Origin of the sequence: Achromobacter agilis (assembly GCF_900496965.1) — a bacterium.
Taxonomy (GTDB): domain Bacteria; phylum Pseudomonadota; class Gammaproteobacteria; order Burkholderiales; family Burkholderiaceae_B; genus Achromobacter; species Achromobacter agilis.
This window is the reverse complement of the sequence record NZ_UFQB01000044.1, coordinates 1-24,289: the sequence shown is the minus strand read 5'-3', so window position 1 is coordinate 24,289 and position 24,289 is coordinate 1. Positions and strand designations below refer to the sequence as shown.

Annotated in this window: 26 protein-coding genes; 12 read left to right on the top strand and 14 right to left on the bottom strand. The window is 65.4% G+C overall.

Annotated elements, in window-relative coordinates:
• Nucleotides 1-360: 360 nt before the first annotated feature.
• Entirely contained in the window at nucleotides 361-1,017 is a 657-nt protein-coding gene (locus tag AGI3411_RS29530) for a response regulator (protein ID WP_129530853.1), read from the bottom strand.
• Complete coding sequence (locus AGI3411_RS29525; RefSeq protein ID WP_129530852.1) at nucleotides 1,014-2,432, bottom strand: cache domain-containing protein; 1,419 nt, start codon at nucleotides 2,430-2,432, stop codon at nucleotides 1,014-1,016. Before AGI3411_RS29525 ends, AGI3411_RS29530 begins: the two co-directional genes overlap by 4 nt.
• A 315-nt stretch (nucleotides 2,433-2,747) precedes the next feature.
• Between AGI3411_RS29525 and AGI3411_RS29520 the strand changes: the two genes are divergently transcribed.
• Together AGI3411_RS29520 and AGI3411_RS29515 are read left to right on the top strand one after the other, a co-directional pair.
• Complete coding sequence (locus AGI3411_RS29520; protein WP_129530851.1) at nucleotides 2,748-4,835, top strand: carbon starvation CstA family protein; 2,088 nt, start codon at nucleotides 2,748-2,750, stop codon at nucleotides 4,833-4,835.
• A 19-nt stretch (nucleotides 4,836-4,854) separates the two neighbouring features.
• Nucleotides 4,855-5,067: a YbdD/YjiX family protein gene (locus tag AGI3411_RS29515; protein ID WP_129530850.1), complete on the top strand. Its 213-nt coding sequence runs from the start codon at nucleotides 4,855-4,857 to the stop codon at nucleotides 5,065-5,067.
• A gap of 49 nt (nucleotides 5,068-5,116) precedes the next feature.
• Here AGI3411_RS29515 and AGI3411_RS29510 read toward each other — a convergent pair whose 3' ends face one another.
• Nucleotides 5,117-6,589, bottom strand: coding sequence for an MFS transporter (locus AGI3411_RS29510; protein ID WP_208748206.1), 1,473 nt, complete (start codon nucleotides 6,587-6,589; stop codon nucleotides 5,117-5,119).
• A 102-nt stretch (nucleotides 6,590-6,691) separates the two neighbouring features.
• Here AGI3411_RS29510 and AGI3411_RS29505 point away from each other — a divergent pair, with 102 nt between their 5' ends.
• The gene (locus tag AGI3411_RS29505; RefSeq protein ID WP_129530848.1) at nucleotides 6,692-7,309 is read left to right on the top strand and encodes a TetR/AcrR family transcriptional regulator; all 618 of its coding nucleotides are present in this window, start codon (nucleotides 6,692-6,694) and stop codon (nucleotides 7,307-7,309) included.
• 12 nt (nucleotides 7,310-7,321) lie between these two features.
• Here AGI3411_RS29505 and AGI3411_RS29500 read toward each other — a convergent pair whose 3' ends face one another.
• Entirely contained in the window at nucleotides 7,322-8,500 is a 1,179-nt protein-coding gene (locus AGI3411_RS29500) for an MFS transporter (protein WP_129530847.1), read from the bottom strand.
• A gap of 157 nt (nucleotides 8,501-8,657) precedes the next feature.
• On the opposite strand from AGI3411_RS29500, the gene AGI3411_RS29495 reads away from it, so the two are divergent.
• Nucleotides 8,658-9,209 carry a Dps family protein gene (locus AGI3411_RS29495; RefSeq protein WP_129530846.1) on the top strand — a complete coding sequence of 184 codons (552 nt, stop codon included), beginning with the start codon at nucleotides 8,658-8,660 and terminating at the stop codon, nucleotides 9,207-9,209.
• A gap of 57 nt (nucleotides 9,210-9,266) precedes the next feature.
• On the opposite strand, the gene AGI3411_RS29490 is transcribed toward AGI3411_RS29495, so the two are convergent.
• The 3 genes from AGI3411_RS29490 to AGI3411_RS29480 all read right to left on the bottom strand — a co-directional run bounded on the left by AGI3411_RS29490 (nucleotide 9,267) and on the right by AGI3411_RS29480 (nucleotide 11,541).
• Entirely contained in the window at nucleotides 9,267-9,761 is a 495-nt protein-coding gene (locus AGI3411_RS29490) for a hypothetical protein (RefSeq protein ID WP_425265386.1), read from the bottom strand.
• A gap of 86 nt (nucleotides 9,762-9,847) precedes the next feature.
• Complete coding sequence (locus AGI3411_RS29485) at nucleotides 9,848-10,747, bottom strand: LysR family transcriptional regulator (RefSeq protein WP_129530845.1); 900 nt, start codon at nucleotides 10,745-10,747, stop codon at nucleotides 9,848-9,850.
• 56 nt (nucleotides 10,748-10,803) lie between these two features.
• Nucleotides 10,804-11,541 (bottom strand): TrmB family transcriptional regulator, encoded by a 738-nt coding sequence (locus AGI3411_RS29480; RefSeq protein WP_129530844.1) that lies wholly within the window; start codon nucleotides 11,539-11,541, stop codon nucleotides 10,804-10,806.
• A gap of 367 nt (nucleotides 11,542-11,908) precedes the next feature.
• Between AGI3411_RS29480 and AGI3411_RS29475 the strand changes: the two genes are divergently transcribed.
• From AGI3411_RS29475 to AGI3411_RS29450, 6 genes are read left to right on the top strand one after another with little or no spacing between them, the layout of a single operon-like run.
• Nucleotides 11,909-13,192, top strand: a complete 1,284-nt coding sequence (locus AGI3411_RS29475; RefSeq protein ID WP_165359312.1) for an ABC transporter substrate-binding protein — start codon at nucleotides 11,909-11,911, stop codon at nucleotides 13,190-13,192.
• 11 nt (nucleotides 13,193-13,203) lie between these two features.
• On the top strand, nucleotides 13,204-14,103 hold the full coding sequence (locus AGI3411_RS29470; RefSeq protein ID WP_129530842.1) for a branched-chain amino acid ABC transporter permease: 900 nt from the start codon (nucleotides 13,204-13,206) through the stop codon (nucleotides 14,101-14,103).
• 2 nt (nucleotides 14,104-14,105) lie between these two features.
• Nucleotides 14,106-15,056 carry a branched-chain amino acid ABC transporter permease gene (locus AGI3411_RS29465; protein WP_129530841.1) on the top strand — a complete coding sequence of 317 codons (951 nt, stop codon included), beginning with the start codon at nucleotides 14,106-14,108 and terminating at the stop codon, nucleotides 15,054-15,056.
• Nucleotides 15,053-15,802 carry an ABC transporter ATP-binding protein gene (locus AGI3411_RS29460; RefSeq protein ID WP_129530840.1) on the top strand — a complete coding sequence of 250 codons (750 nt, stop codon included), beginning with the start codon at nucleotides 15,053-15,055 and terminating at the stop codon, nucleotides 15,800-15,802. The genes AGI3411_RS29465 and AGI3411_RS29460 overlap by 4 nt, the downstream gene beginning before the upstream one ends.
• Entirely contained in the window at nucleotides 15,799-16,470 is a 672-nt protein-coding gene (locus AGI3411_RS29455; protein ID WP_129530839.1) for an ABC transporter ATP-binding protein, read from the top strand. The genes AGI3411_RS29460 and AGI3411_RS29455 overlap by 4 nt, the downstream gene beginning before the upstream one ends.
• Nucleotides 16,467-17,399: a carbon-nitrogen hydrolase family protein gene (locus AGI3411_RS29450; RefSeq protein ID WP_129530838.1), complete on the top strand. Its 933-nt coding sequence runs from the start codon at nucleotides 16,467-16,469 to the stop codon at nucleotides 17,397-17,399. The genes AGI3411_RS29455 and AGI3411_RS29450 overlap by 4 nt, the downstream gene beginning before the upstream one ends.
• Before the next feature lie 48 nt (nucleotides 17,400-17,447).
• Here the strand turns inward: AGI3411_RS29450 and glaH are convergent, their stop codons facing one another.
• The 6 genes from glaH to AGI3411_RS29420 all read right to left on the bottom strand — a co-directional run bounded on the left by glaH (nucleotide 17,448) and on the right by AGI3411_RS29420 (nucleotide 21,542).
• Entirely contained in the window at nucleotides 17,448-18,371 is a 924-nt protein-coding gene (gene glaH / locus AGI3411_RS29445) for a glutarate dioxygenase GlaH (RefSeq protein WP_129530837.1), read from the bottom strand.
• 125 nt (nucleotides 18,372-18,496) lie between these two features.
• Nucleotides 18,497-19,201, bottom strand: a complete 705-nt coding sequence (msrA, locus tag AGI3411_RS29440) for a peptide-methionine (S)-S-oxide reductase MsrA (RefSeq protein WP_129530836.1) — start codon at nucleotides 19,199-19,201, stop codon at nucleotides 18,497-18,499.
• Nucleotides 19,202-19,230: 29 nt separating this feature from the next.
• A complete protein-coding gene (gene msrB / locus AGI3411_RS29435) occupies nucleotides 19,231-19,731 on the bottom strand; it encodes a peptide-methionine (R)-S-oxide reductase MsrB (RefSeq protein ID WP_129530835.1) in 501 nt (166 codons plus the stop codon).
• 32 nt (nucleotides 19,732-19,763) lie between these two features.
• Nucleotides 19,764-20,075 (bottom strand): pentapeptide MXKDX repeat protein, encoded by a 312-nt coding sequence (locus tag AGI3411_RS29430; RefSeq protein ID WP_129530834.1) that lies wholly within the window; start codon nucleotides 20,073-20,075, stop codon nucleotides 19,764-19,766.
• A gap of 32 nt (nucleotides 20,076-20,107) precedes the next feature.
• Nucleotides 20,108-20,893: a molybdopterin-dependent oxidoreductase gene (locus tag AGI3411_RS29425; RefSeq protein ID WP_425265387.1), complete on the bottom strand. Its 786-nt coding sequence runs from the start codon at nucleotides 20,891-20,893 to the stop codon at nucleotides 20,108-20,110.
• Nucleotides 20,894-20,909: 16 nt separating this feature from the next.
• Entirely contained in the window at nucleotides 20,910-21,542 is a 633-nt protein-coding gene (locus tag AGI3411_RS29420; protein ID WP_129530832.1) for a cytochrome b/b6 domain-containing protein, read from the bottom strand.
• 148 nt (nucleotides 21,543-21,690) lie between these two features.
• Between AGI3411_RS29420 and AGI3411_RS29415 the strand changes: the two genes are divergently transcribed.
• Both AGI3411_RS29415 and AGI3411_RS29410 read left to right on the top strand, forming a co-directional pair.
• Nucleotides 21,691-22,419, top strand: coding sequence for a response regulator transcription factor (locus tag AGI3411_RS29415; protein WP_129530831.1), 729 nt, complete (start codon nucleotides 21,691-21,693; stop codon nucleotides 22,417-22,419).
• Nucleotides 22,416-23,894: a sensor histidine kinase gene (locus tag AGI3411_RS29410; protein ID WP_129530830.1), complete on the top strand. Its 1,479-nt coding sequence runs from the start codon at nucleotides 22,416-22,418 to the stop codon at nucleotides 23,892-23,894. Before AGI3411_RS29415 ends, AGI3411_RS29410 begins: the two co-directional genes overlap by 4 nt.
• A 13-nt stretch (nucleotides 23,895-23,907) precedes the next feature.
• Here the strand turns inward: AGI3411_RS29410 and AGI3411_RS29405 are convergent.
• A partial coding sequence (locus tag AGI3411_RS29405) for a PEP-utilizing enzyme (protein WP_244240486.1) occupies nucleotides 23,908-24,289 on the bottom strand: 382 nt, incomplete at its 5' end.

The following is a 24,289-nucleotide window of genomic DNA, read 5'->3' as shown; positions in this document are numbered from 1 at the left end:
ATCCTCTTCTGCCATCACTGCCTCGGACAAGTGGATCTGAAGGCCATGAAGTAAGCTGATCAACCTGTTACCCATGTCCCCGTACACCTGTTACCTATGTCCCCGGTCCGTACACGCAGCCCCCTCGGGGGGCAGCAAGCATACGAAGTATGCGCAGCGTGGCGATCTCCGCAAGAAGGCCCGCGCCGCCGCCGGGCCACCCCAAGGCGGCGCAGCCCCCTCGGGGGGCAGCAAGCATACGAAGTATGCGCAGCGTGGCGATCTCCGCAAGAAGGCCCGCGCCGCCGCCGGGCCGCCCCAAGGCGGCGCAGCCCCCTCGGGGGGCAGCAAGCATACGAAGTATGCGCAGCGTGGGGGCCCCTAAACTCCGCGGTTTTCGACGGCGTACTTGATCAGCTCGGCTTGCCCGTCTATGCCCAGCTTGCGCTTGATGTTGAGGCGGTGGGTTTCTACCGTGCGCACCGACAGGCCGAGGTCCTGGGCGATCTGCTTGTTCGCGTGGCCGCTGGCGATATGGCGCAGCACGTCGCGTTCGCGCTGCGTGAGCAAGGTGGCCGGGGCGCTGGCCTGCGACAGCCGCACGGCCACCGCCGCGCTGAAGTAGCTGCGGCCCGCCATGACCGCGTCGATGGCGGTAACGATCTCTTGCGCCGGCTCGTCTTTCAGTAGGTAGCCGCGGGCGCCCGCCTTGACGGCCTGGACCATGTATTCCGGATTGTCGTGCATGGACAGGACCAGCACGGAGATCTGGGGGTAGCGTTCGTGCAGCTGCGCGGTGAGCTCCAGCCCGCCGACGCCCGGCATGTTCAGGTCCGTCAGCGCCAGGTGGGGCAGGGTGCCGCCCTGCGGGTCCTCGGCCACGCAGCCCGCCAGGAAGGCCAGGGCGGCGGCGGCGTTGCCGGCTTCGCCGACGACGCGCAACTGGGGCACGGTTTCGAGCCGCAGGCGCAACCCGTCCCGCACCAGGGGGTGGTCGTCGATCAGCAGCAGTCGGATGGCGTCGGGATGGTCGGTCATGCTTGGGAACTCGCGGGCGGCGCGGCGGCGGGCAAGGGCAGCCAGGCTTGCAGCACCGTGCCCTGCGCGGTGGAGCGAAAAGTCAGGTTACCCGATAGCGCGTTCATGCGTTCGCGCATGTTGCGCAGGCCGATGCCGCGCCGGGGGTCTTGTTGCACGTCGTCGTAGTCGAAGCCGCGGCCGTCGTCGGCGATGGTCAGGCGCAGGTCGCGCGCCGAGTAGGCCAGCGTCAGGTCGGCGCGGGTGGCGCCGGCGTGGCGGATGACGTTGGTCAGGGCTTCCTGCGTGACGCGAAACAGCGCGGTGGCGTAGGCCTCGGGCAGCTTGACGGGCCGCCCGGTGGTATGCAGGCGCACGGCCAGCGGCGGGGCGCCGTCCGCGCTGGGAATGGCGAATTCGCGGCCCAGGTGCTCGAGCGCCGCGGGCAGGCCCAGGTCGTCCAGCAGGGTGGGGCGCAGGTTGTGCGAAATGCGCCGGACTTCGCCCGCGGCGGTGTTCAGCCGGTCCAGCGCGCCGCCGAGTGGGGTGTCGATGTGCGCCAGCGCCCGGGCGTCGGCGGACAGCGACTGGCGCAGCCGTTCGCGGGCGGCTTCCAGCGATAGTTTGATGGACACCAGCACCTGGCTGATGCCGTCGTGCAGTTCGCGCGACAGGCGGGCCCGTTCGTCTTCCTGCGAGCGCACCAGCTGGCGGGCCATCAGGCGCAGCTTGGCGTCGGACTGGCGGTGGTCGCTGATGTTCAGCGCGAGGCCGCAGGCGGCCACGCCCAGGATGGACACCACGGCGATGCCGGCGACCCAGGCGAACATCTTGCGGATGTTGGCCTGCGCGGCGGCGTCGATGCGCTCCAGCGCCTGTTCCACGTCGTCCAGGTAGATGCCGGTGCCCAGCATCCAGCCCCAGCGCTCCATCACGACCACGTAACCCAGCTTCTCCTCGGTCTGGTGGGTGGAGGGCTTTTCCCAAAGATAGTGCACGGCCTCGCCTTGCTGGCCGCTGCGCCGGGCGGCCGTCAGCAGATTCTGGATGACGGGCTGGCCCTTGGTGTCGCGCAGTTCCCAGAGGTCGCGGCCCACCAGTTCCGGCTGGCGGGGGTGCATGAGGTTCTTGCCCTGCAGGTCATAGACGAAAAAGTAGCCGTCGTGCCCGAATTCCATCTGCGCCAGCAGGTCCAGCGCGCGCTGGCGGGTGGCGTCGTCGTCGGCCGAGGCCTGCAGCGGCGCGATGGCGCTGTAGGCCAGGCTGACGTAGTGGCGCAGTTCGCCTTCCTTGCTGGCCAGCCAGGCGTTTTCCACCACCTGCTTCTCGCGCTGGGCCAGTTGCAGGCCCTGCACGTAGACGGCGACCGTAATGGCGGCCAGGGCCACCAGCAGGGGCACCGCGGCCAGCAGCAGGATTTTCAGGCGCAGCTTCATAGGGGATTTGTATCAGCGCGGATTTGTTTGTTGCGACGCATCAATCGGCGAACTCCCCAGGTAACAAGGAAGGGGGCTGCCGCGGATTTTACGGTTTTCCAGGAATTATGCTGCGGCGCATTGCGTAGTAACACGTAGCTCGCTTGCGTAGTTTCGCGCTTGTTGCTGCCGGGGCAAAACGAAATACTAGCGTCCGCGTCGACAGGGCGCAGTGCGGACGTGCGCGTCCACCACCCCACAACAATGAGTCTGCCTTCCGCGGGACGATAAAAGCGTTTCACGCCAAAAGCATGGCGGGAGGCAAGAGGAGCACTTATGCAAACCAGCAGTAAGGGACTGGGTCAGCACCTGGTCTGGCTGGCGGTTGCGGTACTGGGCGCGTTCGCGCTGGGCACCGTGGCGCTGGCCAGAGGGGAGACCGTCAATGCGCTATGGGTGGTGATCGCCGCCGTATGCGTGTATCTGATCGCCTATCGGTACTACAGCCGATTCATCGCCAACAAGGTCTTCCAGCTGGACCCCACGCGCATGACGCCGGCATGGAAGTACAACGACGGCCTGGACTACGTGCCTACGAATAAGCACGTGCTGTTCGGCCATCACTTCGCCGCCATCGCCGGCGCTGGCCCGCTGGTGGGCCCGGTGCTGGCCGCGCAGATGGGTTATCTGCCGGGCATGCTGTGGATCCTGGCGGGCGTCGTGTTCGCCGGCGCCGTGCAGGACTTCACGATCCTGTTCATCTCGACGCGCCGCGACGGCCGTTCGCTGGGCGACCTGGTCAAGTCCGAGCTGGGCCGGATCCCCGGCGTGATCGCGCTGTTCGGCGCGTTCATGATCATGGTCATCATCCTGGCCGTGCTGGCGCTGATCGTCGTCAAGGCGCTGACGCACTCGCCCTGGGGCACCTTCACGGTGGCCGCGACCATTCCCATCGCGCTGTTCATGGGCGTGTACCTGCGCTATATCCGCCCGGGCAAGATCGGCGAGGTCTCGATCATCGGCTTCCTGGGCCTGATGGCCGCCATCACTTTCGGCCAGGACGTGGCCGCGCACCCGGTGATCGGCCCCATGTTCGACTTCGACGGCAAGGGCCTGACCTGGATCCTGATCATCTACGGTTTCATCGCCTCGGTGCTGCCGGTGTGGCTGCTGCTGGCGCCGCGCGACTACCTGTCGACCTTCCTCAAAATCGGCACGATCGTGGGCCTGGCCATCGGCATCGTGGTCGTGGCGCCGGAGCTGAAAATGCCCGCGCTGACCCAGTTCGTCGACGGTTCCGGCCCGGTGTGGTCGGGCAACCTGTTCCCGTTCCTCTTCATCACCATCGCCTGCGGCGCGGTGTCGGGCTTCCACGCCCTGATCTCCTCGGGCACGACGCCCAAGCTGATCGAGAACGAAACCCAGGCCCGCTACATCGGTTACGGCGGCATGCTGATGGAATCGTTCGTGGCCATCATGGCGCTGGTGGCGGCTTGCGTGATCGAGCCGGGCATCTACTACGCCATGAACAGCCCGGCGGCCGTGATCGGCACGACACCCGACCAGGTGGCCCAGGTCGTGTCCAGCTGGGGCTTCGTGGTGACGCCGGCCGATCTGGTGCAGACCGCCAAGGACGTGGGCGAAAGCACCATCATCTCCCGCGCGGGCGGCGCGCCCACGCTGGCGGTCGGTATGGCGCACATTCTGCACCAGGCCATCGGCGGCGCGGGCATGATGGCGTTCTGGTACCACTTCGCCATCCTGTTCGAAGCCTTGTTCATCCTGACGGCGGTGGATGCCGGCACGCGCGCGGGCCGCTTCATGCTGCAGGACCTGCTGGGCACGTTCGCCCCGTCGCTCAAGCGCACGGATTCGCTGCCCGCCAACCTGATCGCCACCGGCCTGTGCGTGCTGGCCTGGGGCTACTTCCTGTACCAGGGCGTGGTGGATCCGCTGGGCGGCATCAATACGCTGTGGCCGCTGTTCGGCATCGCCAACCAGATGCTGGCCGCGATCGCGCTGACCCTGGGCACCGTGGTGCTGTTCAAGATGAAGCGCGACCGCTATGCCTGGGTAACGGTGCTGCCGACGCTGTGGCTGCTGGCATGCACGCTGACAGCCGGCTGGCAGAAGCTGTTCCACGCCGATCCCCGCGTGAGCTTCCTGGCGCACGCCGATAAGTACAACGCGGCGATCGCCGAAGGCAAGGTGCTGGCGCCGGCCAAGTCGCTGGCCGAGATGTCGCGGGTGGTGATGAATGACTACATCAACGCCGGGCTGTGCGCGATCTTCATCTTCGTCGTGGTGAGCATCGTGGTGTTCGGGCTGCGTTCGGTGCAGCGCGCGCGCAACGAGAACAAGCCCACGGCCCGTGAAACCCCGTACGAGACGCTGCCCGCCGTGGCCGCGGCCGGCGCGGACTGACCGCTGAAGGAGGCGTCGCATGCTGTTTGGCAACATGAGTTCCGCGGCCGGCGCAGCCGGCCGCTACCTGGGGCAGACGCTGCGGCTGATGGTGGGCGTGCCCGACTACGAGACGTATGTCGCGCACGTGCGGCGCACGCACCCTGACCAGGAGCCGATGAGCTACGAGGAATTCTTCCGGGAGCGCCAGGACGCGCGCTACGGCGGAAAGAAACGGATCGGCTGCTGCTGACGGCAAAAGGCCTCGCGCAAGCGAGGCCTTTTGCATTTCGGCGGAGCCGTCAGCCCGGCAGCCTGCGCGGCAGCCAGATCCAGGCCGCGATCCCCACCAGCAGCATCAGCAGGCCGCCCACGCCTGCCGCGGCGTGCAGCCCGGACAGGAACGCCTCCCTGGCCTGTTGCGCGGCGGCGTTCGAGAGGCTGGGGTGCGCCAGGGTTTCGTTCAGCGTGCCGGCCACGCCCGGGCCGGCCAGGCGGAAGACCAGCGCCGCCACCGACCCCAGCAGGGCAATGCCCAGGGCGTTGCCGATTTCGTTGCTCGTTTCGGCAATCGACCCCGCCGCGCCGGCGCGCGCTTCCGGCACTGCCGACACGGCGACTTCGGCCACGAGGCTGAATGACAGGCCGTAGCCGACCCCCGCGACCAGCGTGGACGCGACGAAGGCGGCGGCGCCCGCTTCGGTGGTCGTGAACAGCAGGAGGAAAACGCCCAGGCTGATCAGCAGGTGCGTGGCGACCAATGCGGCCTTGCGGCCGGTCCGCTCGACGATGCGGCTGGTTCCGACGCAGGTGGCGGTGAGCACCACGGCGCCTGGCAGCGCCAACAGCGCCGTCGTGAAGACGTCGTGGCCCAGCACCGACTGCAGGTAGATGCCGGACAGATAGCCCGCCGCCGACCAGACCACCAGCGATACCAGGCCGGTCAGGATCGCGATGGAGAAGATGCGGTCCTTGAACAGGCTCAGGTCCAGCAACGGAAACGGGATCGTTGCCTGCCGGCGCACGAAAGCCGCCAGGGCGAGCAGGCCGGCGGCCCCGGCAACGGCTTGTTGCAACGCGAAACCCGCGGCCGCCGCGCTCTTGATCGAATAGATGAACGACAGGATGCCGGCGCAGGACAGCACCAGGCTGGGGAGGTCGATGCGTCCGTGGCGGGCCGCGCGCACCTCGCGCAGCAGCACGGGCGCGGCCAGCAGGAAGACCAGCACCACCGGCACGTTGATCAGGAAGACCGCGCCCCAGTCGTAGCGTTGCAGCAGCAGCCCGCCGATGATGGGGCCGATGGCGAAGCCCGCCGCGAACGTCGCGGCGAAGATGCCGATGGCCTGCGCTCGCTGGCGCGGATCGGGAAACAGGGCGCTGACGATCGCCAGCCCCGACGGCAGGAGGGTGGCGCCGCCCAGGCCCATGAGCGCCCGGAAACCGATCATGCTCGCGGGCGTCGTCGAGCAGGCCACGCCCAGGGAGCCGAGCCCGAAGATGACGGCCCCGGCCATGATGAGTTTCTGGCGGCCATAGCGGTCGCCGAGGTTGCCGAAGGCGATCAGCAGGGACCCGACGACGAAGCCGTAGATGTCGAGGATCCAGAGCGCCTGGTCCGCCGTGGGCAGGAGGGCAGACGTGACGCGGGGCATGGCGAGATACAGCACGGAGCCATCCATCGCCACCAGCAGGACCAGGGCGAGGACGGTGAGGAGCCCCAGCCAGGCCTTGCGGCTGGCGGGCTGCGGAATCGAGAGGGTGTGGGTGTTCATGTCCAGGAGTCCTAAGGGGACGCGGGCCCGATTGCCTATCGGGCCGCGATTTAATATACTTAAGGTAACCTAATTTAAGTAAGTTACCTTTGGTATATAGCAATGTCAAGCACCCGAGAAAATCCCGTCGCGCCCAAGGATTCCCCACGCCGCCGCCTGTCCAGGGAGGAGCGTCTGCGCCAGTTGCTCGACGTATCGTGGAAATTGGTCGCCGCGGAGGGCACGGACGCGCTGACGCTGGGCCGGCTGGCCGAAGAGGCGGGCGTCACCAAGCCGGTGGTCTACGATCATTTCGGGACGCGCAACGGGCTGTTGGCGGCGCTGTACCAGGATTTCGACGCGCGCCAGACGGCGCTCATCGATGCCGCGATCGCCGCCAGCAAACCGAGCCTGAAGGACAAGGCCGGCGTCATCGCCGGCAGCTACGTCGACTGCGTGCTGACCCAGGGGCGGGAGATTCCGGAAGTGCTGGCAGCGCTCAGCGGTTCGCCGGAGCTGGCGGCGGTCAAGCGCCAGTACCAGCAGGCCTTCATCGGGAAATGCCAGAACATCCTGGCGCCGTTCGCCGGTCCGCAGGGCGTCCCGCTGGCGGGGCTGTGGGCGATGCTGGGCGCGGCCGACGCGCTGTCGCATGCCGCCGTGGCCGGCGACATCAGCGAAGCGCAGGCCCGGGACGAATTGCAGGAAACCATCCTGGCAATGGTCAAGCGCGCCAAATGAGCCGCCGCCAGGCTACGGCGCGGCCCGGCGGCGGCGCAGCTTGTCCGAATACACGATCAGCGGGATCGCGCAGAGCGCGCACAGCGCCATGACCAGAAAGCCGCCGGGCGCGTAGCTGCGGTACAGCGCCCCGCCCAGCTGAATGCTGCCGAACATGAAGACGCCGCCCGATAGCAAGGCGTAGAGGGCGATGGCGGAAGTCTTGCAGGCGGCGGGCACGTGGCGGGCGATGTACCACATGATCGCGGCGTTGTTGCCGGCCAGGGTGAAGCACTGGAGCAGTTGCAGCGCGGCGATGAACGCGGGGTCCGTGGTGGCGGACAGCCCGGCCCAGCGAATGGCGGTCATGGCGGCGGAAGCCAGGATGAGCCATTGGGCGCCGGTCCGGGCGAGCACTTTCGGCGCCAGGAAAAAGAACAGGACCTCGCTGGCGACACCCACTACCCAGAGCAGGGAGATCAGCGCCGTGGACAGGCCGGCGCCGGTCCAATAGAGGGTGGAGTAGGAATAGAGAAAGCCGTTGCTGGCCTGGACCAGCGAGGCCGCCGCGATGCCCAGCAGCAGGGGGCGGTCGCGCAGCACTTCGCGCATGGGCAGCCGCACGTGCTCCACCGGCGTTTCGCCGGCGGCGGCGCGCAAGGCCTGGGGCAGCAGCCGGACGCAGGCGAGGCAGGCGGCGATCAACACGACCGATAGCCAGATCACCCAATCGGCGCTGAAGGTCTTGATCAGGTACCCGCCGGCCACGGTGACGGCCGCGAAACCCAGCGAACCGCAGGCGCGCATGACGGTGTAGGAGTTGCGCCCGCGTCCGCTGGCGATGGCCATGCGGTCCATCAGGGGCAGGACGGCGGGGAAGACGGCGTTCAGCAGCAGGGTGACGGCGAACAGCCAGGCGGGTGCCGAACTGAACGGGTAGCAGATGAACAGCGCCAGCGAGGCGGCCAGCGCCGAGGCGATCAGGGCGTGCGCCTGGCCGGTCTGGTCGGCCACATGGGCCACGACCGGCGTGGACAGTATCTTCGGCAGGAAGGACGTGGCGACGATGAGGCCGATGACGGCGGGATCCAGGCCGCGGCTGGCGAACCACAAGGGCAGAAAGGGGATGCTGACGCCCTGCAGGCCGTAATACAGGAAATAGAACCCGTGCAACGCGATGACGCCTTGCCTGACGTCGGGATTGCCGCGCATAGCGATAAGTGAATCCGGCTGGTTGGAAGCGGCGTAGCATACTCCTTCCGGACATTGGCAAAGCGCCCGGGCGGGCTTACGCTAGGCAATCGCGGCGCGGGAACGTCCGGCGCTGCGTCCGCGTTTTTCCGCTGATCATTCCTAGGAGCTGCGACCCATGGCCAAGAAACTGGATGAGAAGACCACCAAGACGCTGAAAGAGCGGCGCAAGCGCCCGCTGGCGACGCCGACCGACCTGGAGGCGGCGGCGACGCGGGACATTTCCGCCGCCCTCAACCAGATACTGGCCGACGTGTTCGCGCTGTATCTCAAGACCAAGAACTTCCACTGGCATGTCAGCGGGCCGCATTTCCGCGACTATCACCTGCTGCTGGACGAGCAGGGCGATCAGCTGTTCGCCATGACGGACCCCATTGCGGAGCGCATCCGCAAGATCGGCGGCACGACGCTGCGCTCGATCGGGCACATCGCGCGGTCGCAGCGCATCGCGGACAACGATGCGGACTACGTGCAGCCGCTGGACATGCTGTCCGAGCTGCGCGAGGACAACAAGGTCCTGGCCGCGGCCCTGCGCGAGGCGCACAACATTACCGACGAACATCGCGATATCGCGAGTTCCAGCCTGATCGAGAACTGGATCGACGAGACGGAGCGGCGCACCTGGTTCCTGTTCGAGGCCAGCCGGGTAGGGGATTCGACGGGGCATTGAGGCGGCCGCGGTGACCTGCAGCCTGGGCTTGTCAGCCCCGTGTATCAGGGCCGTGCGTCAGCCGTGCTTGCCGAAGCCGCCGTTGGCCCACTCCGATGCGCGCTGCACGCTTAGCTTGTACGTGGGCGCGACCTGGGTCTGGGCCAATTGTTCGCCGGACTCGTCGTAGGCGCTCAGCACGGCATACGGCTCGTCTTCATCGGGAACGATATCCAGCTTGACGGTCAGGCGGCCGGCGGCGCTGTCGATCCTGACGCTCTTGTGCAGCGTGGCATGCAATTGCTGTTCGTGACGGCGCAGGACTTCCTTGGCGGTCTTGACCAGGGTGATGAAGGCCGGGGAGTCGAGCGGCTTGGGGTTTTTCTTGTCGCGGCCCATGGTCCAAGGTCCCACCAGGGCGGGCTCGGCTTGCCCGTCCATGGTCATTTCCACGGCCCAGCCATCGTCCTCTTCGTTCTTGATGATCCGGGCGGTCCAGCCGTCATCGCGCCAAAGCGTGGGTTGCTGTTGGCCGCCCGGTATGTCCATGTCCGGATTGTGGGTGTCGTTCACTGCAGTACTGCTCCTGAATTCGTTTGCTCGCAGAGCCGGGATTGTGGCCCATTACCGCGTCCGGCCCAAATCTGCCGGCGGCTGGGCTATCTGGCGCGCACTTTCCCGATCAAGGCCTCGACCGCGGGCGAGTTGCCCCGGGTGCGGAAAGCCAAGGCCAGTTTCACGTCGCGCTCAAAGCCGGCGATGCGGCGATACGTTATCCCTGGCGGCGATAGGCTCAGGATGGAGTCCGGGGCCAGAACCACCCCGTAGCCGGCGGCCGCCAATGTGACGGCTGACATGAAATCCTTGACGCGCTGATACGGCCGATCGGGAAAGCCGCCCTGGCGGGCTAAATCCGCCAGAATTTCGGAGAAGCCTTCCTTTTCGTCAAACTGGGGGATGACAAAGGATTCGCCTGACAGATCCTGGGGGAAAAGCTGATCCTTCAAGCATAGAAAATGGTTGTCGGCCATGGCGACGGCGAGATGCTCGACATGCATGACGACGGCATCCACGCCTTGGGGATACTCGCGGCGGGCCCGTAGCACGCCGATGTCTATCGCACCATTTTTCAGGCTGTCCAGCTGCGTCGGAGTGTCCATGGGAACAAGCTCTAGCTTAACGGCGGGATGCTCCGACCTGAATTCCCTTAACAACCCCGGCATGGCGCCACTCGTAACGGCAGATGCAACGAAGCCCGCCTTCACGACGCCGACGAGTCCTCGGGCCGCAAGCAGGCCTATCTGAACCGCCTGATCTATGTGCTGGAGCGCAATGACAGCGTGCGCGTGAAAATTCCTGCCTGCGTCCGTCAGCGTGACAGGCTGTCTCTTGTTTCGATGAAGCAGTTTGACCCCAAGCTGGGATTCAAGCTTTTGGATGGCTACGCTCAAGACCGATTGGGAGATGCCTAGGCGGTCCGCTGCCTTGGAGAAGTGCAGGTTCTCGACCACTGCCACAAAGTACCGGAGAGTGCGTGTCTCAACGTTTTTATCGTTCATGCGAAGTGCTGTATCGCTAGCCCGGGGTCGCCGGACGCAGGGGCGGTCGGTCTGGTTCAGGCGGCTGGCAGGCACGATGCCCAGAAGGCATCGAAAAGCATGGCCTGGTGCTGGGCATGTTCTTCGCTTTCGATGATGAGGCCGTAGTTTTCGCGCTTGGATGAAATCATGGCGACGCAATTGCCATAGATCAGCGTGGTCATTGCCACGGTGGTCTCGGCTGGCGCCCATCGCAATTCGCGCAGTTCGGCCTGGCTGGCGGGCCAGATGTCATCGGTGTCGCGGCTGCGCGAACGTATCACGCGCATGCTTATGCCTTTGGCGATGCGGGCGTCGCGGTAGCGATTGATCTCTTCCAGCCCCGGTACCTCGCGCAGTTCGGACATCGAGAAAGTAGCCCGCAGGGAAAGCGAAGCGTTCAGGCTGTCCCACAATACCGTGCGGATACCTTCGGCGCCTTCGTAGAAGCGTGTCTTGGGCTTGCCTTTGGCCTGGTTATACATGGATCGCAGCTCCGGCATCATTTCCGTAACCATGACGCGCCTGGCTGCCACGTATTCGAGCAGGACGGAAGGATCGTGCGCTACTACGTGGCGCTTGCGGTCGGCGCCTTCGATCCTTACCAGGCCTTCTTCTTCCAGCCTCAGCACCGCGTCGTAGGTCGTGGTGCGTGCCAGGCCTGCGCTCGCCGCCAGTTCGGACACCGGTACTTCGCCCAATTCAATGGCGGCCCTGTACACCCGGTAGAGATTGCCGCTAATGCCCAGCCGCCCAAGCTTCTCTTCCAGATCCATCCTTTACACGTCTCCCTTTGGTGGGCCTGCGGGCGCGCGGGCCCTTTGGCGGTATGTCGAAAGCGGCTAGACAGTATCAAACGACGCATCTGATGTCCATGTGTTTTCATGTCGGAAATATCCGACATATAAAATCAAATCCCTGCGTTTTGCTGTTTAATGGTCATGGATTCAAAGAATAAATACAATAAAAACAATAAATTATGAATGGCATAGGGTTAACCCAAGCCTAAATTTCATTGACGGAAAAAACCGTTATAAATACACTTTCCGCTCGATGGGCTGGCCTGAGGTCGGGGCAGCGGCGTCCGTACGGAAGCCGCGCACGCCTGCAGACGAAATTTGTGTGTACGAACGAGGGGAAGCAATGAAATTGATAGACAAGCGCTTGTTTTCAGCTGTCCTGGGTGCTGCGTTCACTTTGTGGCAACCTGCCCAGGCGGCTGAGCCGGTACGCATCGGCGTGTCCACCTATCTGTCGGGCGCCGGGGCCGTTTTCGGCGTGCCTGCCCAGCAGGCCGCCCGTTTGCAGGTGGAGAAAATCAACAGCGCCGGCGGGATCAAGGGCGCACCGATCGAACTGATCTTCATCGATGAGAACCACGGCGTGGACAACACCGTCGTGGAATACCGCAGCCTGGTCGAATCGGGCAAGGTGGATGCGATGATCATTGGCCTGTCGAGTTCGATCTGCCTGGCGGTTGCGCCGGTTGCCGAACAATTGAAGATGCCCACCATGCTTTGGGATTGCGGCACGGAGCGGATCTATACCGATGCCAAATACGAGTATGTGTACCGGACGTCCGACTACACCCCGTCGAACAACGTTGCGACGGCCCTGTACATGCTCAAGCTAATGCCGGAGATCAAGACTATCGCCGGCATCAATCAGGATTACGCGTTTGGCCGCGATAACTGGGCCGCTTTCCGGGGCGCGGTCCAGGCCCTGCGTCCGGACGTGAAGATCGTCGCCGAAATGTTCCCCAAGCTCGGCACCTCGGACTACTCCACCGAGATTTCCCGCCTGTCGGCCCTGCGTCCGGACGTGATCTTCACGACGCTGTGGGGCGGGGACATGAATACGTTCGTCAAGCAGGCTTCGTCACGGGCGCTGTTCCGCAATTCCCGGCTGGTGGCAGCCAATGGCGAGAGTTCCATGCAGCAGCTGGGCAAAGCCTTTCCGGAAGGGGCCATCGTCGGCATGCGCGGCGATAGCTGGGCATTCAATCCCGCCATGGCCGGCAGCGCCGAGCACCGGGCCTTCGTGACGGATTTCGAAAAAAGCACGGGCGCCTACCCGAGTTTCCCGTCGTACCACATGGCGCAGGCCGTGCGCGCCGTTCAGCAGGCGCTTGAAACGTCCTGGGATGGCGATCGCAAGACGCTGCAAGCCGCGCTGCTCAAGGGTTGGAACGGACTGGAGCTCAATGATTTCACCGGCCAGCTGAAAATCCGCGAAGACCATCAAGCGATGGAAGGCCAGTTGCTGGGCGTAGCCACGGAGAAAAGCGGGCAGAACTTCAAGACGCTCAAGCAGCTGCTGGTGATTCCTCCCGAGCTAACCTCTCCGCCCGTGGGCGTGAAGAGCGATGACTGGTTCAAGACCCTCTCGCCGGAAGTCTTGCAGCGAGTCGGCACGCCATCCGAATAAGCGGCTCCATCATGCAACAAACGCTATTACTGGCCACGTTGGATGGGTTGGCGCACGCCTCGGTGCTGTTCATGGTGGCGGTGGGCCTGAGCCTGATCTTCGGCATCATGCGCATCCTGAACGTCGCCCACGGCAGCTTCTACGCGCTCGGCGCCTATGGCGCCGTGACCCTGGGGCTCTGGCTGGCGGGCCCCGATGGCGGCATCTGGACCTATCCGGCCCTGTTGCTGGCGGCGGTAGCCATCGGCGTGACCCTGGGGCCGCTCATCGAGCGCTTTCTGCTGCGCCGCATCTATGGCAAGGAACACGCGCTCCAGCTCCTGCTTACCTTTGGGGTCTTCATGATTCTGGAGGATATTCAGAAGATGGTTTTCGGGGTCGAGCCGCTGTTCAACGACGCGCCGCTTGCCATGCTGGGAATGGTCGAGGTGGGCGGCATCTACTACACCGCCTACCAGCTGTTCGTGCTGCCGCTATCGGCGATCGTCGTGATGCTTGCCTTGTCCTTCTATTTCAACAAGACGCGGCAAGGCAAGCTGATCGCGACGGTCATCGAGGACTATGAGGTGGCGCGCGTGCTGGGCATCAATGCCAAACGGGTCTACACGATCACTTTCATGCTGGGCACGGCGCTGGCCGCCCTGGGCGGGGCGTTGGCGTCGCCCACCACCTCGATGGTGCCAGGCATAGGCGCCGATTCCATCGTGCTTTCCTTTGCCATCGTGGCCACTGCCGGACTCGGCCATTTCCAGGGCACGGCGGTGACCGCCGTCATCGTCGGGCTGGTGCAGGCCTTGTGCGTGCATCTGCTGCCCCCCTTGTCCTCCGTCGCGCCGTATCTGGTCATGACCGCGATTCTCCTTGTCAAGCCTTACGGCCTTTTCGGCAAGCCACAAGTCCGTCGGATCTGAAGATGAAAACCTATTTCAAAACGACGGCGCCCGCCTGCCTGCCGTTGCTCCTGCTTGCGGCCTTGCCGCTGATCGCGCCGTCGCTGCGGCCGCTGGCGACCATGGCCATGGCGATATCGTTCTGCGCGCTGGGGCTGTTGCTGCTGTTGCGCGCCGGCCAGGTTTCTTTCGGCCACGCGCTGTATTTCGCCTGCGGCGCCTATGCCGCTGCCTTCGGTGCGCGCCACGTGAGCGCGGACGCGCTGGCCGCCATCGCCATGGCGGTGCTGTCGAGCGCGGCGCTGGGCGCCATCCTGGGCCTGATCCTGTCGCGCTATCGCGACATCTTCTACGCGATGCTGAATCTGGCCTTTTCCATGGTGGGATTTACCCTGATGCTCAAGCTGTATGGCTTGACCGGGGGAAGCGACGGCTTGCCCGTGCGGATACAGTCTTTGGCCGGCGTGCCTCTGGAGGTTGGGGCTTTCGGCTGGGCCTTGTTCTACACCGCCCTGATCATGCTGGCCGTCGCGCTGCTTGTGGTGACGCGCTACCTGAATTCGCCGCCGGGCCAGGCCCTGGCGGCCCTCAAGACCAACGAGACCCGCCTGGAATACCTGGGCATCTCGGGGCGTCAGGTGCTTTACCTCGGCCACGTTTTCTCTGCCGCGCTCGCGGGCCTGGGCGGCGCCATCGCGGCGATGGGAACAGGCCACGTCACGCCGGAAATGGCCTATTGGAGCCGTTCGGCCGAGTTCGTCTTCATTGCGGTGCTGGGCGGTATCGGCAATGTGCTGGGGGCCTTGCTGGGTGCGGTTTCCTTCGAGGCGGTGCGCAGCGCCGCCAGCGCTTATGCGGCCAATTCCTGGCAGTTGATCATGGGAGTGGTGCTGGTGGCGATCGTATTGTTTGCGCCGACGGGATTGTTCGGCCTGGGCCTGCGCCTGTTCGGCCGTAAGGAGGCCCGGCAATGAAAGGCCAGGTCATCATCAGTTCCAAGGATCTGCATGTCGAGTTCGGCGGCGTCAAGGCGGCCAACGGCGTGAACTTGCACATCTACCGGGGGCAGATCGCTTCCATCATCGGGCCCAATGGCTCGGGCAAGACCACGTTCCTGAATCTGTGCACGGGTTATGTGCGGCCCACCCATGGCAGCGTGCTCTTCGGCGACAAAGACCTTACCCGGCTCAAGCCGCGCGCCATCACGCGCCTGGGCATCGCCCGGACGTTCCAGCTGCCGCAGCTGTTTTCCGAGCAGTCCGTGCTCGAGAACTTGCTGCTGGCGCTGGCGGCCCGCGACGGTTTCTGGACACTGTCTTCCCTGTATCGCAAGGCGGCGCGTAACGAGGCCGAAGAGCTGCTCGCCATTTTCGGCCTGCTCGGCCAGGCAGGGCGGCAGATCGGCTCCCTGCCCGAAGGCGTGCGCAAGCTGGTGGACATCGCCGTGGCGCTGGCCCTGTCGCCGAGTCTGTTGTTGATGGATGAGCCCACTAGCGGGGTCAGCTCCCAGGAGAAGTTCGAGATCATGGACATGTTGATGCCGGTCTTGCGGCGCCGGAATATCGCGGCATTGCTGGTCGAACACGATATGGAACTGGTCGAGCGCTACATGGATCGCGTCATCGTCTGGAATGCGGGCCAGGTCGCCGCCGATGGCCCGCCCGCCGAGATTCTCCAGAACGAAGAGGTCCTGCGCAACGTGATCGGAGGCGTCCAATGATATTGCAGGCAAGCAAGCTGGTCGCATACATCGAAGGCGCGAAGGTGCTGCGCGAGGTCGATCTCGATATCCGCGCCGGAGAAACCGTGGCCCTGATCGGGCGCAACGGGGCGGGCAAGACTTCGCTCTTGCGCGGCATCATGGGTACGCTGCCGCTGGCCCAGGGCAGCCTTCTTTACCAGGGGCAGAGCCTGGCCGCGCGCGAAGCCCATGCGCGCGCCGGCCTGGGGATCGGGTTTGCCCCGGAAGAGCGCCGCCTGATCGGCAAATTCACCGTCATCGAGAACATGATGGTGCCTGCCTGGGCCTGCAAGCTTAGCGCGCAGCAGATACGGGAAAGGCTGGACCTGATCTATTCCGTGGCGCCGGAGCTCGAGCAGCTCAATCATCGCCTGGGAGGCCTGCTGTCGGGCGGACAGCAGAAGATGGTGGCGCTGGGCCGCGCGCTGATGGCGGGTGAGAACCTGGTGTTGCTGGACGAGCCTTTTCAGGGCCTGGCGCCCGCGCTGGCGCTGCGCTACGCCGACAGCCTGAAGACCCTGCGCGCGCGCAAGCCCGATCTTGCCGTGCTTATCACCGAATCCAATCCCAAGCTGCTGCAGCCGATGGCCGACCGTATCGTCACCATTGAACGCGGCGAAATCATCTCTGAGGAGTCCTCGCAATGACATTCAAGGCGGCGGTCGTCCAGACCGCATCGATCCCGTTCAACAAGCAGGCCACGGTGGAGAAAGTCGTCGCCAAGATCCGCGAGGCGGCCGAGCTAGGCGCCAAGTTGATCGTGTTTCCGGAGGCCACCATCTCGGGCTATCCGAAGGGCAGCGATTTTGGCGCGCGCGTGGGCGGCCGGCTGCCGCGGGGACGCGAGGAGTTTCTGCGCTACTTCAATGGCGCGATTACGGTGCCGGGACCCGAGGTGGACGAAATCGGCGCGGCCGCCCGCGAGGCCCAGGCCTACGTCGTGGTCGGCGTCATGGAGCAGGATATCGGCACGCTCTATTGCACCGCGCTGCATTTTTCGCCCAGCGGCGAAATGATAGGCAAGCACCGCAAGCTGATGCCGACCGCCGTGGAGCGGCTGATCTGGGGCTACGGCGACGGCTCCACCATGCCCGTGTTCAACACGCCGCACGGAAAAATGGGCACCGTGATCTGCTGGGAAAACTACATGCCGCTGCTGCGCATGGCGATGTACGGCAAAGGCATCCAGCTCTATTGCGCACCGACGGCGGACGACCGCGATGAGTGGATCACCAGCATGCGGCACATCGCCATGGAAGGGCGCTGTTTCGTCTTTTCGGCCTGCCAGTACATCACGCGGGGCGATTTCCCCGAGGACTACGATGCCATCCAGGGCAATTCGGCCGATACCGTGCTGATGCGCGGCGGCAGCGCCATTATCGGGCCCGCCGGGCAGCAGCTGGCCGGCCCAGACTACGAAGGCGAATGCATCCTCACGGCCGATATCGATCTGGACGACGTGACGCGCGGCAAGTATGACTTCGATGTGGTCGGGCACTATGCCCGTCCGGACATCTTCAAGCTGGTCGTGGATGAAACGCCCAAGCCGCCCGTGGTGACGATCGGTCAGGCATGAGCGGGCGGCGGCTCCCCGGGCGGGAGCCGCCGCGGCGGCACGGGGCGGTCAGCGCGCGAACAATCCCCGGATACGCATCAGCTCGCGGTGCAGCGATTCATCCTTCTGGAACGGCGCGCGGCCGTGCAGATAGAAATAGTTGTTGAGCACGACGAGCTCGCCCGGGGGCAGTGCGACTTCCTGCACGCCGGAACTGGCCTCCATCGACGCCGACAGGTCGTGCAGATAGATGGCCTCTTCAAGCGTGGCGGGCTGGACGAACTGATCGATGAAGCAGATCGCCAGGCCGTAGCGGTTCTGGAAGAAAAGGGGCCTTTCCACTTCTTCCACGACATTTTTCGAGGCAGGAGACTTATACAGCAGCGGCTTGGTCGCCAGCGGGTGGCCTGCAAAATCGTCGATATCCGTCCAGTCATCCAGATGGAGGAAGCGCGACTCGCCACCCACGGCATTGCGCTCGTCGAATTTCATCATCAGCAGCCAGTCCGTCGCCTCGGAGACATAGGTGCCGTCGGTATGCATCGTGAACAGGCGATAGGCCTGGCGCAAATAGGAATCGCTGTGGTCCGTGTGCTTCACCATGAAGCGCGCATAGTATTTGCCGGACATCGAGTCGTGGTTGGCCGGTCCGAGCAGATAGGCGACGGCGGTGCCGAACTTCACGAAATCATCGGGGTCGGAAGACAGGCCCTGCAGGCCGATGGTGAATCCGCCGTGCGCGCGGGTTTCAACGATCGCGTTGAGGGTGTCGCGCAGCCCGGCGCCGCAGGCCTGCATCAAGGCCTGCGCGACCTTGAACCGCATGAAAGGCACGTATTCCAGGTTCTGAACGTCGATGTTGCGGACGGCGTCCAGGAAACACTGCAGCGCCTCGGGAGCGACCGTCACCTGCTGGATGCGGGTATGGGTCTGATGATTGCGCACCTTGACGGCGCCCGCGGAAAGACGGTGCGCGTCGCTCATGTCGTTCATGGTGATCTCCTGTATGAAAGCGGCTCTGGAGATCATTAGACGTGACAGGATTGCGGCATTAAACCGGCGGCCGCCGATACTTTGTTCGGTATGAACGATCAAAGCGCGGCGGCGCGCCGGCAGTCTCAGCCTGCCGGTTCGACCAGCACCGGCTGGTCCCGGTAGCGGCCGGGAAAGGTCTTGGCCAGGTTCTCGACCTTGGGCACGTCGTTCACCATGATGTACATACTGTACGGGTGGCGCACCAGGTAGTCCTGGTGGTAGCCCTCGGCGGGATAGAAGGCCTTGAGCGGCTCTATCGTGGTGGCCAGCGCCTTGGAATAGGCGCCGGCCTTATTCAATTGCGCAATATAGGCCTCGGCCACCTTGCGCTGGCTATCGTCCGCGGGGAAGACGGCGGAACGGTATTGGGGGCCGCTGTCCGGACCCTGGCGGTTGAGCTGGGTTGGATCGTGGGCCACCGAAAAGTAGATTTGCAGCAATTGGCCGTAGCTGACCTGCGCGGGGTCGTAGGTGATTTCGACCGCTTCGGCGTGGCCGCTGCGGCCGCTGCTGACCGCGTCGTAGTTGGCGGTGTCCGCCTGGCCGCCGGCGTAGCCGGAGACGGCCCCGGTTACGCCCTTGACGTGCTGGAACACGGCTTGCACGCCCCAGAAGCAGCCGCCGGCAAGAACCGCTTTCTGCGGCGTGGAGGCGCTGGCCGGCTGGTCCACGGCGGGGGGAGGGATGATGACGGCGGATTCGGCGGCGAAGGCCGAGGCGGACCCCAGCAGGCCGCAGGCGGCGGCCAGCACGGCGCAGAGCTTGTGGGGCATACGTGTGGTGGACATGGTGTCTCCAGGGCGATGGGGGCGGGTGCTCAGGCCTGCGGGGTGAACGCCAGGGCCACGCCGTTCATGCAATAGCGTAGTCCGGTCGGGCGCGGGCCGTCATCGAAGACATGGCCCAGATGGCCGCCGCAGTTGGCGCAATGAACGGCGATGCGGGCCATGCCGAAACTGCGGTCGCTGGTTTCGCCCACGGCGTCGGCCAGCGGCTGCCAGAAGCTGGGCCAGCCGGTGCCGCTGTCGAACTTGGTGGAGGACGAAAACAGCCGGTGGGCGCAGCCGGCGCAGGCATAGATGCCGTTGCGATGCTCCTTGTCCAGCGGGCTGGAGTAGGGGCGTTCAGTCGCCTCGCGGCGCAACACCTCGTATTGCTCGCGCGTCAGCCGTTCGCGCCATTGGGCGTCGCTCAGCGTATAGGGAAAGGACGCGGCGGCGGCCGGCTGGCCGCCCCGCGCGGCCAGGGCCGGGGCAAGCCCGGCGGCAATGGCCGCCGCGCCCCCCAGGCCCAAAAAGTGCCTGCGGTTTAGTTTCATGGCGTGCTCCCGTCAGGAATGATATGCGTCGGCTATTGCTTCATGCCGTCCTTGGACATCGGGGCCTTGCCCATGCCGTCCTTGGACATGCCTTCCTTCGACATGCCATCTTTGGACATACCGTCCTTGGACATGCCGTGCTTCGGCATGGAATCCTTCGACATCCCGTCCTTCGACATGGAATCCTTGGACATGCCGCCTTTCGCCATCCCTTCCTTCGCCATTCCTTCCTTCGACATGGAGCTTTTGCCCATGGCGTCCTTGCCCATGGTGTCGGCGGCGTGGACGGCGGCGGCGCCGAACGCCAGGCACAGGGACAGCGCAGCGGTAGTGAGTGTTTTCATGATGGGTTCCTTTATTGGAAAAGTGATTGCACCTAGCTGCCGCCGAACCAGTTGTAGCCCTGGTCCTCCCAGTAACCGCCCGGGTAGGTGTTGGTGACGAAAATCGCCTGTATGTGCTTGGGGTTTTTGTAGCCAAGCTTGGTAGGCATGCGCAGCTTCATGGGGAAGCCGTACTCTGGAGGCAGCGTCTGCCCGTCATAGGTCAGCGCTAGGATGGTCTGGGGATGCAGCGCGGTGGGCATGTCGATGCTGGTGTAGTAGTCGTCCGCGCACTTGAAGCCCACGTACCTGGCGCCCAGGTCCGCGCCCACGCGCTTGAGGAAGCTGGAGAAGGGCACTCCGCCCCATTTGCCGATCGCGCTCCAGCCTTCCACGCAGATGTGGCGCGTCACCTGATCGATCTGCGCCATGGCGCGCAGTTCATCGAGCCGCCAGCGGCGCTTGTCGGCGACCAGGCCGGTCACTTCCAGCAGGAAGGATGCTTCGTCCACGCGGCGGACCTCGTCGATGCCGTAATAGGCGTTGAACGGGAACGGCCGCGTGATCATGGACTCGGGATACGTGGGCGCCAGCTTGGCAGGGTCGAAGATCCAGCCCTGCACCCGATCGTTGAATCGGGAGACGGCGGCCAATGCCTTTTCCACGTTCTCGTCGTCGGACAGCGAGCACCCCGACAGCATGGCCAGCCCGCCCAGGGTCAGGCTGCTGCGCAGAAAGGCGCGGCGCGAGGGCTGCTCGACCCGTTTTTCCAGGATCCTGCCGGCCTCCTTGAGGATGGCCGGGCCGTCCAGGCCCGGCACCGAGGGGCGTTTTCTCATGTTCACGGCAGGCTCCTTATTTGCCACGGATCATGGCGAGCAGGCTGCGCGGTACCAGGGCCACCATCGCCAGGTGGACGGCCACGAAGGCCACCAGCAGGGCCATGGCGGCGAAGTGCACGCGGCGCGCGGCCTCGTATCCGCCCAGCAGTTCGCGCAGCAGGTCGAACTGCACCGATTTCCACAGCACCAGCCCGGACACCACCAGCACCGCAATGTCGGCCATGACGAACAGGTAGGCCAGGCGCTGCACCTGGTTGTAGCTGCGCGGATCGGCGTGGGCGAGCCTGCCGCGCAGGGCCGCGCTCAGATCGGCGGCCACGCCGCGGGCGCTCAGCGGGAAGAACTTGCGCCAGAGGCGGCCGGTGGCGACGTTCATCGCCAGGTACAGGACGCCGTTGGCGAACAGCAGCCACATGCCGGCGAAGTGCCACTGCAGGGCGCCGCCCAGCCAGCCTCCCAGCGTAATGCCCGCCGGAAAGGCGAAGTCGAAGAGCGGGGAAGCGTTGTAGATGCGCCAGCCGCTGGCGACCATGACGAACACCGCCACCGCGTTCAGCCAGTGCATGGCGCGCAGCCAGCCCGGATGGACGGGGCCGCGCGCCGGCGGGGCGGCGAGGGCATCTCGGCTGTCGGGGGTGGCCAACATGACGGGACTCCGGGGTTCGTTATCGTTGGCGCCATTCTTGCCCCGCGCCGATACCGAAGTCCTCACGCAAACTTAAATTAAATGTGATAACTCGCTCGGCAAGGATTGGCGACAATAGGCCCATCGCCCCAATTTCGAGCGCCTGCGCATGGACACGCCCCGCCGAGTACTGATAGTTGAAGATGACGCCCATATCGCGGAACTGCTGCGCTTGCATCTTCGCGAGGAAGGCTACGCGGTCGAACATGCCGCCGATGGCAATGAGGGCATGCGCCGGCTGGAAGAGGGCAGTTGGGACGCCCTGGTGCTGGACCTGATGCTGCCCGGCATCGACGGCCTGGAAATATGCAAGCGGGCCCGGGCGATGGCGCGCTACACGCCCATCATTATCACCAGCGCGCGCTCCAGCGAGGTGCATCGCATCCTGGGCTTGGAACTGGGCGCGGACGACTATCTGGCCAAGCCTTTTTCCATGCTGGAACTGGTGGCGCGGGTGCGTGCGCTGTTGCGCCGCAGCGAGGCCCTGGCGCGCAACGCGCGCCTGGACGCCGGCAGGCTGGCCCTGCACGGCCTGTCGATCGATCCGGTGGCGCGGACGGTAGACGTCGATGGCCGCCGCCTGGACCTGACGCCCCGAGAGTTCGATCTGCTGCATTTTTTCGCGCGCCATCCGGACAAGGTGTTTTCCCGGCTGGACTTGCTGAACCAGGTGTGGGGCTACCAGCACGAAGGCTACGAACACACGGTCAATACCCATATCAACCGGCTGCGCGCCAAGATCGAGGCGGATCCCTCCGATCCGCAGCGTATCCTGACCGTATGGGGCAGGGGCTATAAGTTCGCCGCGGCGCCGGCCGGCGCGGGAGACGCGCCATGAAGCGGTTCACCCTGACACAACGCCTTTCGGGCGTGTTCGCGCTGCTGCTGCTGGCGTGCTGCGGCGCATCGGCGTGGCTGCAGATCGCCGCCAACTCCCGTTACGAGCAGGAAGTGGTCCAGCGCCTGTCCAGCGGACTGGCGCAACACATCGCGGGCGCCAACGAACTGATGGATGCCGATGGCTGGCGGCCGCAGGCGGTGCGCTCGCTGTTTGACATGCTGATGGCGGTGAATCCCGCCGTGGAGGTGTATCTGCTGTCCAACGACGGCCGCATCGTGGGCGACGCCGCGCCGGCCGGCCAGATCAAGCGGGACAGCGTCGACCTGGCGCCCGTCAAGCGCTTGCTGGCCGGAGAGATGCTGCCCATCGTCGGCGACGACCCGCGCAGCCAGGATGCGCAAAAGGTATTCAGCGCCGCGCCCGTGCGGGTGAACGGACAGGAAAAGGGCTATGTCTACGTGGTGCTGCAGGGCCAGGCGCACGACGCGCTGGCAATGGCGGTGTCGCGCAGTTCGGTGCTGCGCACGACCTTGTGGTCGATCGCGCTCGTGGCGCTGCTGGGGCTGGCGGCCGGCCTGGCGGCGTTTGCGCTGATCACCCGCCCGTTGCGCGGCCTCACGCGGGCGGTGCGCGCCTTCGGCGGGGACGACGGCATCGCCCTGGCCGCGCTGGAACGCCCGGGCGATGCGCGGGACGACCGCGGCGACGAGATCGCGGTGCTGCGGCGCAGCTTCGTGCAGATGGGCGGACGGATTTCCGATCAGTGGCGTGAACTGACGCGGCAGGACCAGCAGCGGCGCGACCTGGTCGCCAACATCTCGCATGACCTGCGCACGCCGCTGACCTCGCTGCACGGCTATCTGGAAACCCTGAGGCTGAAGGACGCGACGCTGGAACCGGAGGAGCGCCGCCGCTACCTGGACATCGCGCTGTCGCAAAGCCGCAAGGTGGGCCGCCTGGCGCAAGAGCTTTTCGAACTGGCGCGCCTGGAATCCGGACTGGTACGGCTGGAACCCGAAACCTTTTCGCTGCCGGAACTAGTGCAGGACGTGATCCAGAAATTCGAGCTGGCGGCCGAGGCTCGCCAGCAGCGGTTGACGACGGAGATCCCGCGGGAGTTGCCGCCGGTGCGCGCGGATCTGGGTTTGATCGAGCGCGTGCTGACGAATCTGCTGGACAACGCGATCCGCCACAGCCCGCCCGGCGGGCGCATCGAGTTGCGCCTGGGCGCGGCGCAGGATCTGGTGCAGGTGCAGGTCAGCGATTCGGGCGCCGGCATCCCCGAGGCGATGCGGGCCGGCCTGTTCACGCGGGCCAGCGCGCTGAACCGGGCGCCGGGCGAAAGCGGCGGCCTGGGGCTGGTGATCGTGCAGCGCATCCTGCAACTGCATCACAGCGAGATCCGGCTGGTCGACGGCGCCGGAACGGGCGCGGTGTTCCAGTTCGACCTGGCGGCCGCGCGTCAGGCATAGCGGCGCGGTGCGCCTAGCGCGCGCCGTCCGCCGGCGCGGTGGATTCACGCCGTACCGTGCCGCGGGTGGCATCCACATCCAACGCGTCGCCGGTGGCGACGTGTTCCAGGACGCCCTGCACGTTGACGATGGCGGGAATGCCGAATTCCCGTGCCACGATCGCGCCGTGCGAGAGGTAGCCGCCGGCCTCCATGACCAGCGCGCCGGCGCGCAGGAACAGGGGCGTCCAGGCCGGGTCAGTGGAGGGGGCCACGAGAATGCCGCCGGGGGGCATGGCGAGGCCCTCGTCCGGCGTGCGGGCGACGAAGGCCGCGCCTCGCGCCCGGCCGCCCGCGGCCGGCGTGCCACGCCAGGTGCCGCAGGCGCCGTCCTCGTTTCCGCGTTGGGCGCGCGCA